The organism is Microbacterium sp. NPDC055988 (genome assembly GCF_042269505.1).
Classification (GTDB): Bacteria; Actinomycetota; Actinomycetes; order Actinomycetales; family Microbacteriaceae; genus Microbacterium.
Map to the genome: position 1 here is coordinate 2985859 of NZ_JBHJXY010000001.1, position 12862 is coordinate 2998720.

The window sequence follows — 12862 nt, forward strand, 5'->3', positions numbered from 1 at the left end:
CCAAAACGGAGACCATCCACATCCGCTATGGCGTGTCCGTGCTGGACACCCCGAGAGCGAGGTGGGTGGTCTCCGTTTCGAGAGCCGGTGGTGGCTCAGGCGGGGCGCTCAGTCCTCCGCGTCGCGTGACTGTGCGGCGAGTGCGCGCTCGACGTCGGCGAGGTTCTCGAGGACCAGGCGTCGAAGAGCCGGTGCCGCCTCCTGGTTCGCAGCCAGCCACGCGCGCGTCGCATCGCGGAGCGCCGCGTCGGCGAGAGCGGTGGGGAACAGCCCGACGATCAGGTACTGGGCGATCTGGTAGGTGCGCGACTCCCAGACGGGAAGCAGCATGTCGAAGTAGGCGGGGACGAACTCGCCCAATACGGCGGCGCCGGCAGGATGCGTGAAACCGAGCGCGGCGGAGCGGACGATCGTGTTGGGGGCATCGTCGCGTTCGATGAGCGAAGCCCACGCGGCCTTCTTGGAAGCCGAGTCCGGCAGTGAGGCCCGTGCCTGCGCCGCGAATTCTCCACCCTTGGCGGTGTTGTCCGCAGCCAGAGCCGCATCGATGCTCGCCGCATCCGTGGCGCCGATGGTGGCCAGGCCGACGAGCAGCTGCCAATTCAGGTCGGCATCGATCTCCAGGCCCGGAAGCGTGTCCTCGCCGGAGCGCAGACGGCCGACGATGCCGGCATGCTCCTGGGTCACCAGGGCGTTCGCGAAGGCGGTGACGAACTGCAGCTGGCTGTCGCTGCCCGGCTCGGCCGCTTCCGCCAGGTTCCACAGCCCATCGGCGATCTTGAGGCGCGCCGCCTCGCGCTCAGCCGGAGCGACGTAGAGCGTGGCAGCCGTCCGCAGCTGAGCGAGCGTGGTGCGCACGGTGGTGGACTCGGTCTCCCGGCCGATGTTCCCCAGCACGAGGTCGATGTAGGCGGACGCTGCCGTCTCCGCATCCCGGGTCTGATCCCACGCGGCTCCCCACACCAGGGAGCGGGCGAGCGGATCGTGGATGTCGGCGAGGTGGGCGATCGCGGTGGCGAGCGACTTCTCGTCGAGGCGGATCTTCGCGTAGGCGAGGTCCTCGTCGTTGAGCAGCACGAGGTCGGGGCGGGTGATGCCCTGCAGCTCCGGCACTTCGGTGCGGTCGCCGTCGACATCCACCTCGAGGTAGTGCGTGCGCGTGAGCGCACCGTCGGTCAGCGTGTAGAAGCCGATGCCCAGTCGGTGCGGTCGGATGGTCGGGTAGTCCGCGGGGGCCGTCTGCGTGATGGCGAAGCGCGAGATCGTGCCGTCGTGGTCCTCGGCGATGACGGGTTCGAGCGTGTTGACGCCGGCCGTCTCGAGCCACTTCTTCGACCAGGTGCTCAGGTCGCGACCGCTGGTTGCTTCCAGCTCCGAGAGCAGGTCGCTCAGCTCGGTGTTGCCCCAGGAGTGCTTCTGGAAGTACTGGGAAACTCCGGCGAAGAACGCCTCGATGCCCACCCAGGCGGCCAGCTGCTTCAGGACAGATCCGCCCTTGGCATAGGTGATGCCGTCGAAGTTGACCTGCACGTCTTCCAGGTCGTTGATCTCAGCGACGATCGGGTGCGTCGAGGGAAGCTGGTCCTGCCGGTAGGCCCAGGTCTTCTCCATGGCGTTGAAGGTCGTCCACGCCTCGGTCCACTCGGTGGCTTCGGCGGTGGCGATGGTGGATGCCCACTCGGCGAACGATTCGTTCAGCCAGAGATCGTTCCACCACTTCATCGTGACGAGGTCGCCGAACCACATGTGCGCGAGCTCGTGCAGGATGGTGACGACGCGGCGCTCCTTGACGGCGTCGGTGACCTTGCTGCGGAAGACGTAGGTCTCGGTGAAGGTGACGGCTCCCGCGTTCTCCATCGCGCCGGCGTTGAACTCGGGGACGAAGAGCTGGTCGTACTTGGCGAACGGGTACGGAACGCCGAACTTCGACTCGTAGTAGGCGAAGCCTTCGCGCGTCTTGTCGAAGATGTAGTCGGCGTCGAGGTGCTGCCACAGGCTCTTGCGGCCGTACACGCCGAGGGGGATCACGCGGCCCGAGGCACTGGTGAGTTCGGAGAACGTCGACTCGTAGGGGCCGGCGATGAGCGCCGTGATGTACGAGGAGATGCGCGGAGTCGGCTCGAAGCCCCACGTCGCCGTCGTGTCGTCGTCGTGCACGATGGGCTCGGGCGTGGGGGAGTTGGAGATGACCTTCCACGCGGCCGGTGCCGTCACGGTGAACTGGAACGTCGCTTTGAGGTCGGGCTGCTCGAACACGGCGAACACACGACGCGAGTCCGGAACCTCGAACTGCGAGTAGAGGTAGACCTCCCCGTCGACCGGGTCGACGAATCGGTGCAGACCCTCGCCGGTGTTCGTGTAGAGGCAGTCGGCGTCGACGACCAGCACGTTCTCGGCCTGCAGCCCGCTGAGCGCGATGCGAGAGTCGGCGAAGACCTCGTTCGGGTCGAGCTGCTCGCCGTTGAGGGAGATCTCGCGCACGTCGCGGGCGATCAGATCGATGAAGGTGAAGCTCTCCGGAGTCGCGGTGAAGCGCACCACGCTCCGGGAGCCGAAGATCTCGGCACCCTTGGTCAGATCGAGGGCGACTTCATAGGACTGAGTGTCGATGACGTCGCGGCGCTCCTGCGCTTCGATGCGGGTGAGGTTCTCTCCAGGCACAGCTTTACTCCCAGGGGTGAGGGGATGTCACCGGGGTCGGCGCAGTTGGCGCCGACGGCAACCCTGACAGCCTACGCCAGTGCGACGGGTGCCTCCTCGCATCGAAGCAGGAGGACGGAGGGATAGAAACGGAGCTGTGCGGACCTTCATGCTCTGCCGAAGTGAAAGGATGGAGGGGTGACTGCGATCGAGCCGAATGTCGTCCCCTTTGCCTCGCCTGCTGCCGCCGGCGGAGCCCCCTTCGTGACCACGCCGGTGGCCTACGACGGGATCCTCCTCGCCGGGTTCGGTGGGCCCGAGGGGCAGGAGGATGTCATCCCCTTCCTCCGGAATGTGACCCGCGGCCGAGGAATTCCCGATGAACGGCTCGAGGAGGTCGCGCACCACTACCGGCACTTCGGCGGAGTGAGCCCGATCAACGGACAGAACCGCGTGCTGAAGGAAGCGCTCGAGAGTGCCCTCGCCGAACGTGGGATCACGCTCCCCGTGTACTGGGGCAACCGCAACTGGTCTCCGTATCTCGAAGAGGTCGTGACCGAGGCATCGTCAAACGGTCACAACACGCTGCTGGCGTTCGCCACCAGCGCCTACAGCTCGTTCTCCAGCTGCCGTCAGTACCGGGAGGACTTCGCCCGCATCCTGGAGGAGACCGGGTTGGGCGAGACCGTGACCATCGACAAGATCCGGCCCTTCTACGATCACCCCGGCTTCGTGGAGGCATTCGAGACCGGGGTTCGTGAGGCTGTCGAGGGCTTCCTGGCCGACGGCGTCGCGCCGGCGGACATCCAGATCCTGTTCTCCACCCACAGCATCCCAACGGCCGACGCCGAGCGCTCCGGAGCGCGCGACATCGACTGGGGTGAGGGCGGCGCGTACGCGGCTCAGCATCTCGCGGTGGCTGCCTGGGTCATGGACCGGGTTCGCCAGACGGTTCCCGCGGCGGCCGATGTCTCCTGGGAGCTCGTCTACCAGTCCCGCTCGGGTCCTGCCTCGCAGCCATGGCTGGAGCCCGACGTGTGCGACGTGATCGGCGAGCTGCCCGACCGCGGGCGCAAGGCAGTGGCGGTCGTCCCGGTCGGCTTCATGAGTGACCACATGGAGGTCTTGTGGGACCTCGACACCGAGGCCGCCGAGGCAGCGGAAGAAGCCGGACTCGCCTTCACCCGCACCCCGACCCCCGGTGTCTCTCCGGCATTCGTCGATGGCATCGTCGATCTGATCCAGGAGCGTCTTCAGGGTCGGCCCAACGAGGAGCGCGCGCATGTCACGTCGCTCCCCGGCGGCTTCGATGTCTGCCGTCCCGGATGCTGCGAGAACGTCCGCGCGGGGTTCAAGCCTGCTGCCGCGGGCATCGCCCCGTGACCTCGGACTCGACCGAAGCCGCTTCTAGGATGGGAGTCATGCGCATCCACATCGCCACCGACCACGCGGGACTCGACTTCTCCACGCAGCTGCAGGATCACCTGCGCGCAGCGGGACACGACGTGGTCGACCACGGCCCGATCGAGTACGACGCGGTCGATGACTACCCCGCGTTCTGCATCCGCGCGGCGCAGGCGGTCATCTCCGACCAGCGGGACGGTGTCGAGGCCCTCGGCGTGGTCTTCGGCGGTTCGGGGAACGGCGAGCAGATCGCAGCGAACAAGGTCGCAGGGGTGCGAGCGGCTCTGGTCTGGAATCTCTCGACGGCCGAGCTCGCCCGTGAGCACAATGATGCCAATGTCATCTCGATCGGTGCGAGGCAGCACACCTTCGCCGAGGTGACCTCGTTCATCGATCGGTTCATCCAGACACCGTTCTCGGGTGATGAGCGCCACGTGCGACGGATCGGTCAGATCGCGGACTTCGAGCGCGACGGGTCCCTGCTCCCGGATCCGCGGGCCTGAGATGCCCGAGGGTCACTCCGTACACCGGATCGCGCGGCAGTTCGATCGCAACTTCGTCGGGAAGACCCTGAGCGCGTCCAGCCCGCAGGGACGGTTCGCCGAGGGAGCCGCAGTCCTGGACGGACGTGCGGCGGTGAGTGTGCAGGCCGTCGGCAAGCAGATGTTCCTCGAGACCGAGGGCGACCTCTGGCTGCGAGTGCACCTCGGTCTCTACGGCGCCTGGGACTTCGCCGGGGAGATCCTCGTCGATCCGACGATCGCTTCGGCCAACGGGCGCATGGGGCAGACGAACCAGCGGGGTACCGTGATCGACGAGGAGATCCTCGATGACGCCGGTGAGAACTCCCTCGCATCCATTGGGGCGCCTCGGCGCACGCGGGTGCACGTGCGCATGTCGGAGCAGACGAAGGGCCTCGTCGATGAGGGGCTCGAATGGCCGCCGCCGGTCGTCGGACAGGTTCGTCTCCGCCTCATGACGGACATCACCGCCGCCGATCTGCGTGGCCCGACCGCCTGTGTTCTGCAGACCCCGGAAGAGATGCTGGCGACGATCGCCAAGCTCGGTCCCGACCCGCTGGTCGGCGACCCGGTCGAGAACGAGGAGCGGTTCGTCCGGGCGGTCGGAAAGAAGTCGACGGTCATCGCGCTGCTGCTGATGGACCAATCCGTCGTGAGCGGGATCGGTAATGTCTACCGTGCCGAGATGCTCTACCGGCAGCGGTTGAACCCGCACACTCCGGGCCGAGACGTCCCGGAGGAGGTCGTGCGGGCGCTCTGGCACGATTGGGTCCGGCTTCTGGCAATCGGTGTCGAGACCGGCCAGATGATGACCATGGACGGCCTCACGGGCGCGGACTACCGTGCGGCGATGGCCAACCGCGACGACCGGCACTGGGTGTACCACCGCGCCGGTCTGCCGTGTCGTGTCTGCGGCACCGAGATAGCCCTCGAGGAGATCGGCGCCCGCAAGCTCTATTGGTGCCCGCGCTGCCAGGCGTGACCGGGCTCCATGGCATCGCATCCGTTCTAGGCTGATCGCATGCGACAGAATCCGAGCTTCACTCTCGCCGACGTGGCCGAGATCCGCCGGGTGATCGAGATGAGTCCCTGGGCGACGATCATGAGTGCCGGGGAAGAAGGCCTCGTCGCTTCGCACTACGCGGTGCTTCTGGACGAGGCACGTGATGACCTCACCATCGTCGGGCATGTCGGCCGACCGGACGACCTCATCCACGGCCTGGGGGAGCGCGAGCTGCTCGTCGTTTTCCAGGGTCCCCACGGTTACGTCTCGCCCGGGTGGTACGGCGATGTGCCTGCGGTGCCGACGTGGAACTACACCGCTGTGCACCTTGCCGGAGTACCGGAGATTTTGACCGAGGAGGAGAACCTCCTCGTGCTCGACCAGCTCGTCGCGCACTTCGAATCCCGGATGCCGGAGCCGCGACGCATGTGGGAGCGCCCGAACGATCAGGCCTACGTGCAGCGCCTCGCTTCAGGAACGGTCGGCTTCCGGTTGACCCCGACCCGCGTCGTCGCCAAGCGAAAGCTGAGCCAGAACAAGCCGCCGGAGACGATCGAGACGGTGATCGCCGCCCTCTCGACCGACGGACCGTACTCGAACCCGGCTCTCGCCGCGGAGATGCGGCGCGCACAGGATGCGCGCAGAGAAGGACGACAGCAGTGACCGAACGCGGAACGGCCATCGACACCATCACGGCTGCGCGGATCGTCGGCCCTGGGCGCGAGTTCCTGATGGACGAAGAGCCCGTGGACATCTTCATCGCCGATGGGCAGATCGTCGACATCGCACCGACGGGGGCTCTGCCTGCACGCGGTGAGGTCATCGCGGCAGATGGTGCCTGGGCGGTTCCCGGGCTCTGGGACAACCACGTCCACACCGTCCAATGGGCCCTGACGTCGGAACGGGCGCCGCTCGGCCACGCGGACTCCGCTGCTTCGGCGGCCGCGGCGATGAGCGGTGTGGCCCCGCTGTCGGATGGGCGCCGCGTCGGCACCGGCTTTCGTGATGCCCTGTGGTCGGATCGGCCATCGCTCGATCTCCTGGACGCTGCGACCGGCGACGTTCCGACGTACCTCATCAACGCCGACGTACACAGCGTCTGGTTGAACAGCGCCGCTCTTGCTCGCGAGAGCTTCCGGAGCGACGACGGTGTGCTGCGGGAGACCGAGGCGTTCGAGATCTCGCGCCGCCTGAACGCCGTCGAGGCCGCTCATGGCGACCGCGCGATGATGCGGGCCGGCGAGCAAGCGGCGGCGCGTGGCATCACCGGCCTCGTCGACTTCGACATGGCGTGGAGCGCGCAGGCATGGCCCCGGCGTGTGCACGCCGGCTTCGCCTCGCATCGCGTCGAGTTCGCGGTGTACCCCTTCGACCTCGACAGGGCCATCGGAGAGGGGCTGCGCACAGGCGAGCTGCGGGAGATGCCCGATGTCCCGGCCGCCGGCAGGGGGCTCGTGCACGTCGGTCCGCTGAAGGTCATCACCGACGGGTCGCTCGGCACACGAACAGCCGCCTGTTCGCACGCATATCCCGGTGATCCGGACAATTTCGGGGTGCTCACCGTCCCTTCGGACGAGCTCATCGCCCTGCTGACCCGCGCGACCGGTGCCGGCCTGGCCGTGGCCGTGCACGCGATCGGCGACAGGGCGATCACATCGGCTCTGGACGCCTTCGCCACGACGGGCGCCGTCGGATCTATCGAGCACGTGCAGCTCGTGCGGCATACCGACCTCGCACGATTCGCCCGTCTCGGCGTGATCGCCAGTGTCCAGCCGCAGCACGCGGTGGACGACCGCGACCTGGTGGACCGTCACTGGGCGTCGCAGACCGCGATCGGCTACCCGCTCGCGTCGCTGCGGGACGCAGGTGCGCAGCTGCGCTTCGGATCGGACGCACCGGTCGCCGAGCTCGACCCGTGGCAGGCCATCTCCGCCGCGGTATCGCGCACCGACGACGAGCGGGCCGCATGGCATCCGGAGGAGCGGCTCACGCTCGACCAGGCGCTCGAAGCGAGTGTGCGTTCGTCACTGCGACCCGGCGAGCCCGCAGACATCGTCCTGTGCGGCGCGGATCCTCGAACGGCGTCGGGGGAGCTGCTGCGATCGATGCCTGTCCTCTCCACGCTTCTCGCGGGGTATGTCACGCACGCCGCGTGATCCTCGGAAGGAACGCAGAAGGGGCGGCCCTCGGAGAACCGAGAGCCGCCCCTTCTGAGGTCAGACGGGACCGATCAGGCGGCGATGTGCGAGACGAGGAACCAGCGGTCCTTCTCGAGGCCGCGCTGGATCTCGATCGCGACGTCCTGGCTCGTCAGATCGACCTCGTCGAGGCCCTCGACGGCAGACTTGACATCGACCAGGATCGCGTCGATGTCGGCGATCACGGCGCGGATCAGTTCGTCCGACTGGGTGAAGCCTGCGGGGACGGTGGTCGCGCCGGCCTTCTCCGCCACGGCGCTCACACGCGCATCGATCGGGAGTCCGAGGGCGACGATCCGCTCCGCGGCGGTGTCGGCGAAATCGCCCGCGTGCGCAACCACCGTGTCGAGAAGCTCATGGACGCCGACGAAGTTGGCGCCGCGGACGTGCCAGTGCGCCTGCTTGCCGTTGACGGTCAGCGCCTGGAGGCCGAGCACCACTGGGGAGAGGAACTGGGCCGCCCCTGCAGCCACGGTCGGGTCGATGGCGGTGGTGGAAACGGTCTGTGCCTTGCTCATCTTGTGCTCCTCCGGATGGGATTTCTCGTACCTGTTGTAGATAACGCTACTCGGGCTCAGACATTCCGCAAGCAAGCTGAGGCTGGGCTCACTTCCGCGTGATTCCGCGGTGATTCGGGTAGCCTCGCCTCATGAGCATCGCTGCTGGAGCTTCCGTCCTCACCCTGCCGAACAGCGCGCCTTCCATCGACGACACGGCGTTCGTGGCGGATGGTGCCCGCATCGTGGGGGATGTGTCACTCGCGGCAGGCGTCAGCGTCTGGTACAACGCGGTTCTTCGAGGTGATTCTGCGGGGATCAGCATCGGATCTGATTCGAACGTCCAGGACAATGTCTCGATCCATGTGGACCCCGCGCACGGGGTGATCGTGGGCGCCCAGGTGTCGATCGGCCACAACGCGGTCGTGCACGGCTGCACGATCGGAGACGGAACGCTCATCGGCATGGGAGCCGTGATCCTCAGCGGTGCGAAGATCGGAGCCGGGTGTCTGGTCGCCGGCGGAGCGGTGGTCCTCGGCGAGGCGGACATCCCCGCGGGATCGCTGGTCGCCGGTGTCCCCGCGAAGGTGCGCCGCACGCTCGACGAGGACGAGCGGTCCGGCTTGATCGCGAACGCCGCCGTCTACCTCGCCCACTCGCGTACACATGCGGCTGCGACGTCGGCCTGAAGGCGCCGACCGATAGGCTGAGTCAGGTACGGGGCGGTGGCCAAGCTGGTTAAGGCAGTGGGCTCATAACCCAACGATCGCGGGTTCAAGTCCCGCCCGCCCTACTCTTCGTCTGCAGTTGCCCTGGACTCGCCTCGGGTGAGGAACAGGTGGCACGCGTGGCTCGTCACGAACGGTTCGAGTCGTTCGACCTCGAGCGGGCCGTCACTGTGGCGGAGGACATCACGCACCAGTCGAGCGTGAACACCGCAGACGAGTTCCTGATCCGCATCGAGCAGATCGTGATAGTTACACGGGGTGAGATCGAACCGCAGAGACGTCTCATCGACGACGGGGTTGAGGCCCGCATCATCGAGGTGCTCGTAGAGCACGTCGACCTGACGCAGCGCATCAGCCTCGAGCCCGACCGGCGCTTCACGCGACATCGCCCGCAGCATCCGCCCCCGCGAGACTGCTCCTTCGACTCGAGCGCGCGCCACGGAGCTCGATGCGACGTCGCGGACGGGGTGGAACACGACCGGTGGTCGGCCGCGTCTGCCGAGGGCGAGAGTCTCACTGCGGATCAGCCCCTCGTCCTCGAGAACCCGGACGTGATCCCGCACTGTGTTGAGGGGAATTCTGCATTGCGCGGCAAGGTCGCCTGCTGAGCATCCCGGTGTCTGCTGGATGGCGTGGAGCAACTGGAGCCGACGGGGTTGTGTCAGCCCGCGAAAATCGTGTGCGCGGCGGGGCATGTGGCGAGAGTAAACGCGGAAGAGGTCGCGCACCTGCGGTTGGACCGGAAATAAACCGGTAGAACGGAATGCGATGTGCGCGAGGGCTCGGGATGGTGGAAACACCATGACCACGAGAGGCGGGAAGCCATGAGGCTCACAGCCGAATCCGAGAACGTCGTGCGGGCGACCGCCAGCGTCGTCGCCGAGCACGCAGACGAGATCACCACGCTTTTCTATCGCACTATGTTCGACGCGCATCCGGAGTTGCTCCGCGTATTCAACCGGGCGAATCAGGCGATCGGAGAGCAGCCGAAGGCCCTGGCCGCATCCATCGTCGCCTTCGCAGTGCAGCTCATCGATCCCGCGGCGCCCGACTTCGCCCCCGTGATGCGTCGCATCGCGCACAAGCATGTGTCGCTGGGCGTCAAGGCGCGCCAGTACACGATCGTGGGGCACCACCTCCTCGACGCGGTCGGAACAGTCCTCGGGGACGCGGTCACACCGGAGGTGAGAGCCGCGTGGGATGAGGTCTACTGGCTCTTCGGATGCTCCCTGATCGCGGAAGAGGCGAAACTGTATGCGCTCGGCGGCACCGACCCGGAGTTCCCCTGGAGGAAGCACCGGGTGGTGGAGAGGATCGAGGAGTCCTCCGACGTCGTCTCACTCGTGCTCGCTCCCATCTCGGGAGACGTCGGGTCATACCGGGCCGGACAGTACGTGGCCATCGCCGTCGACCTGCCCGACGGTTCGCGCCAACCGCGGCAATACACGATCTCGTCGGGGCCCCGCGGCGATTCGCTGCGCGTGACGATCAAGCGTGTGCGCGCGAACGGAGACGCCCCGGAAGGCCAGGTGTCGACGTGGTTGCATGAGAACGCGCATCCTGGACAGCTGATCGACGTGTCCCAGCCGGCCGGTGACGTCACCATCGACGATTCCGAGCGACCGCTCGTCCTCGTGTCGGCCGGCATCGGCATCACCCCGGTCGCGGCGATCGTCGAGGACCTCTCCCGTCGTGCCCCGGCGCGCACGGTCCGACTGTTCCATGCCGATCGCTCGCATTCCAGCCATGCGCTCTACACATCATTGCGGAGGCAGGTGCTGGCGATGGACGACGCCCGTGCACAGAACTGGTATCGGGAGGAAGCGGAATCCGCGCCGACGCTCCGCCCCTCCCTCTCAGGCCGGATGGACCTCGCCGACGTCGACCTGCCTGACGACGCGGAGGTGTTCATGTGCGGACCGCTCGACTTCATGCGCACGTCTCGATCGACGCTTCTGGCACGCGGCGTGCCGTCGGAGCGGATCTCCTACGAGGTATTCGGCCCGGATCTCTGGGCACAGCAGCCGAAGCCCGGAGCAGCCTGAGCACCGGCACCGGCCGCGTCCGCAGAGCGATACGGTCGCTGTCAAGCCCCTCCCCGGAGCTCGCCCTAGACGCCATCCTTCCCACGTGCGGCACCGCGCCGCAGAACGGGAGGCACCATGAGCATCGGCAGCGGAATCGCGCTCTTCGTGATCGGAGCGATCCTCGTCTTCGCGGTGAACGTCGACGTCCAATGGGTCGATCTCGACATGGTCGGCTACATCTTGATGGGCGCCGGCGTCGTCATCTTCCTCATCGGGATCGTGCTGCTCGCGCGGCGGCGCAGGACGGAGACGGTCTCGCGCACATTCGTCGATCCGGCGACGGGCGAACCGACCACTCGTCGATCCGTCAGCTCCAGCGGCGACGAAGCGGTGTGAGCGCAGCGGATGGCATCCGACGATCGAGGTCGTCGGATGCCATCACTCTGCGGGACTGCTCTCGAGGTGCTCCTCGACGAGTGTGATTCCTCCGCTCGAGCTCGCCGAGTGCGCGAGGTCTTCGATCCACTTCCGGCTCAGGTCCGGCGTCTCGGGCTCTTGGAAGACGAACCTCAATGGGATCGACGGGTGCAACCAGAGGGTCGAGCGTCCGGGAGCGTCGCCTTCCGGGTGCCGCCAGGACAGCGTGAAGCTCTCGTTGCGCCGCAGCTTGGTCGCGATGACGACCTTCAGGTGTGCGAGGGCGCGATCGTCGATCTGGATCGGGGTCTGCGCGTCGCCGTAGTAGAGGCTCCCCATCAGCGAACGATCAGCGCGATGGGATGGGGGGCAGGGATCATGCGACTCCTCGACGGCGCGGCCGCGGACGGGGGTATCCGGGTACTCGAACTCTAGCCAACGACGCCAGCACGCACCGCACTGGCGTAATGACCCGCCGCAGAATGCGAACAGAATCTTCGCCCGGTGTCACATGGAGGTCAGCGACGGCGGTGTGCCGAACGCGTCTCGGTACGCCGAGGCGAAACGGGTCGGGTGGGTGAATCCCCAGCGGCGGGCGACTTCGCCGACGGAGCGTCCTTCTCCGCTCTGCAGGTCTCTGCGGGCCCCTTCGAGTCGTGCCCGACGGAGGGCCTGGGTGGGTGTGATGTCGAGAGCGCGACGGAACGCGTACTGGAGTCCCCTCGTCGAGATGTAGGCCGCCGCTGCGACGTCGTCGACGGTGATGGGCCGGTGCGCGTTCTCGTCGATGTATGCAAGCGCCCGGCGGACCGCCACGGGCGCTCCCGCACGCTGGGCCGGGCGGCGCATCGCCTCGGTGAAGGTGTTGGGAAACGCGGAGAGCGTCATCATCAGGGCATGACGTTCGAGCTCGGCAGCGATCAGCGGGTCGGAGCCGGAGAGAGCGAGTGCTTGGTCCACGTAGGCGAACATCGCCTCCCAGCGCCGTGCGTCGATGGCTGTGTGCGGGGCGAGTCCCGTCGTGCGCAGCTTCAGCGTGTCATCGCCGGTCAACTGCCGTGCCCGCGCTTCGGCTGCGGGTCGATCGAACACGAAGGCCCGGACGTCAGCGGATCGGTCCCACTTCGCCTCGACTCGGGTGCCGTCGGAGATCCACGGCGCCCCTGGGGTCAAGGTGTCGCGCGCGGACCAGACACGCGCATCCGGGGCGTCGACGCGGCACACCAGAATCTGGTCCAGCGGTTCTGCTTTCGAATGCACCTTCGCCGCGAGCCGGTAGTTCACCAGCGAGGTGCTTGCCAGTTGTTCCGAGCGCCAGTCGAACCGAAAGCGGCGAGGGTCCGCATCCTGGAGCGACGAGGAGGGAACGAACTGCTGCCACGTGGACTCGACCTGCTCGACGTCGGTGGACGTGAACTGCATGGGTG

General features: G+C 67.2%; 13 protein-coding genes and 1 tRNA gene. 9 read left to right on the forward strand and 5 right to left on the reverse strand.

Annotation, left to right across the window (positions count from 1 at the left end; genetic code table 11):
- Positions 1-108: 108 nt before the first annotated feature.
- Positions 109-2661 (reverse strand): aminopeptidase N, encoded by a 2553-nt coding sequence (gene pepN / locus ACFC14_RS14290; RefSeq protein ID WP_376105743.1) that lies wholly within the window; start codon positions 2659-2661, stop codon positions 109-111.
- 177 nt (positions 2662-2838) lie between these two features.
- Here pepN and ACFC14_RS14295 point away from each other — a divergent pair, with 177 nt between their 5' ends.
- From ACFC14_RS14295 to ACFC14_RS14315, 5 genes are read left to right on the forward strand one after another with little or no spacing between them, the layout of a single operon-like run.
- Positions 2839-4023 carry a ferrochelatase gene (locus ACFC14_RS14295; RefSeq protein ID WP_376105746.1) on the forward strand — a complete coding sequence of 395 codons (1185 nt, stop codon included), beginning with the start codon at positions 2839-2841 and terminating at the stop codon, positions 4021-4023.
- Between the two features lie 38 nt (positions 4024-4061).
- Positions 4062-4547, forward strand: coding sequence for a ribose-5-phosphate isomerase (locus ACFC14_RS14300; RefSeq protein ID WP_376105749.1), 486 nt, complete (start codon positions 4062-4064; stop codon positions 4545-4547).
- A 1-nt stretch (position 4548) separates the two neighbouring features.
- Positions 4549-5547 carry an Fpg/Nei family DNA glycosylase gene (locus tag ACFC14_RS14305; RefSeq protein ID WP_376105752.1) on the forward strand — a complete coding sequence of 333 codons (999 nt, stop codon included), beginning with the start codon at positions 4549-4551 and terminating at the stop codon, positions 5545-5547.
- Positions 5548-5586: 39 nt separating this feature from the next.
- On the forward strand, positions 5587-6231 hold the full coding sequence (locus tag ACFC14_RS14310; protein WP_376105755.1) for an FMN-binding negative transcriptional regulator: 645 nt from the start codon (positions 5587-5589) through the stop codon (positions 6229-6231).
- A complete protein-coding gene (locus ACFC14_RS14315; RefSeq protein WP_376105757.1) occupies positions 6228-7724 on the forward strand; it encodes an amidohydrolase in 1497 nt (498 codons plus the stop codon). The genes ACFC14_RS14310 and ACFC14_RS14315 overlap by 4 nt, the downstream gene beginning before the upstream one ends.
- A 74-nt stretch (positions 7725-7798) precedes the next feature.
- Here the strand turns inward: ACFC14_RS14315 and ACFC14_RS14320 are convergent, their stop codons facing one another.
- Positions 7799-8284 (reverse strand): Dps family protein, encoded by a 486-nt coding sequence (locus ACFC14_RS14320; protein ID WP_376105760.1) that lies wholly within the window; start codon positions 8282-8284, stop codon positions 7799-7801.
- Positions 8285-8415: 131 nt separating this feature from the next.
- Between ACFC14_RS14320 and ACFC14_RS14325 the strand changes: the two genes are divergently transcribed.
- Both ACFC14_RS14325 and ACFC14_RS14330 read left to right on the forward strand, forming a co-directional pair.
- Positions 8416-8952 (forward strand): gamma carbonic anhydrase family protein, encoded by a 537-nt coding sequence (locus ACFC14_RS14325; RefSeq protein WP_376105762.1) that lies wholly within the window; start codon positions 8416-8418, stop codon positions 8950-8952.
- 30 nt (positions 8953-8982) lie between these two features.
- A tRNA-Ile gene (locus ACFC14_RS14330) sits at positions 8983-9056 on the forward strand.
- Here the strand turns inward: ACFC14_RS14330 and ACFC14_RS14335 are convergent.
- On the reverse strand, positions 9054-9794 hold the full coding sequence (locus ACFC14_RS14335) for a helix-turn-helix domain-containing protein (RefSeq protein WP_376107205.1): 741 nt from the start codon (positions 9792-9794) through the stop codon (positions 9054-9056). The genes ACFC14_RS14330 and ACFC14_RS14335 overlap by 3 nt on opposite strands.
- Here ACFC14_RS14335 and ACFC14_RS14340 point away from each other — a divergent pair.
- Positions 9762-11036 carry a globin domain-containing protein gene (locus ACFC14_RS14340; protein WP_376105765.1) on the forward strand — a complete coding sequence of 425 codons (1275 nt, stop codon included), beginning with the start codon at positions 9762-9764 and terminating at the stop codon, positions 11034-11036. The two genes, ACFC14_RS14335 and ACFC14_RS14340, sit on opposite strands and share 33 nt — an antisense overlap.
- A gap of 117 nt (positions 11037-11153) precedes the next feature.
- Positions 11154-11414, forward strand: coding sequence for a DUF6458 family protein (locus ACFC14_RS14345; RefSeq protein ID WP_136043878.1), 261 nt, complete (start codon positions 11154-11156; stop codon positions 11412-11414).
- Positions 11415-11456: 42 nt separating this feature from the next.
- Here ACFC14_RS14345 and ACFC14_RS14350 read toward each other — a convergent pair whose 3' ends face one another.
- The gene (locus ACFC14_RS14350) at positions 11457-11774 is read right to left on the reverse strand and encodes a hypothetical protein (RefSeq protein WP_136043879.1); all 318 of its coding nucleotides are present in this window, start codon (positions 11772-11774) and stop codon (positions 11457-11459) included.
- A 168-nt stretch (positions 11775-11942) separates the two neighbouring features.
- On the reverse strand, positions 11943-12857 hold the full coding sequence (locus ACFC14_RS14355; protein WP_376105768.1) for a helix-turn-helix transcriptional regulator: 915 nt from the start codon (positions 12855-12857) through the stop codon (positions 11943-11945).
- Positions 12858-12862: the final 5 nt, after the last annotated feature.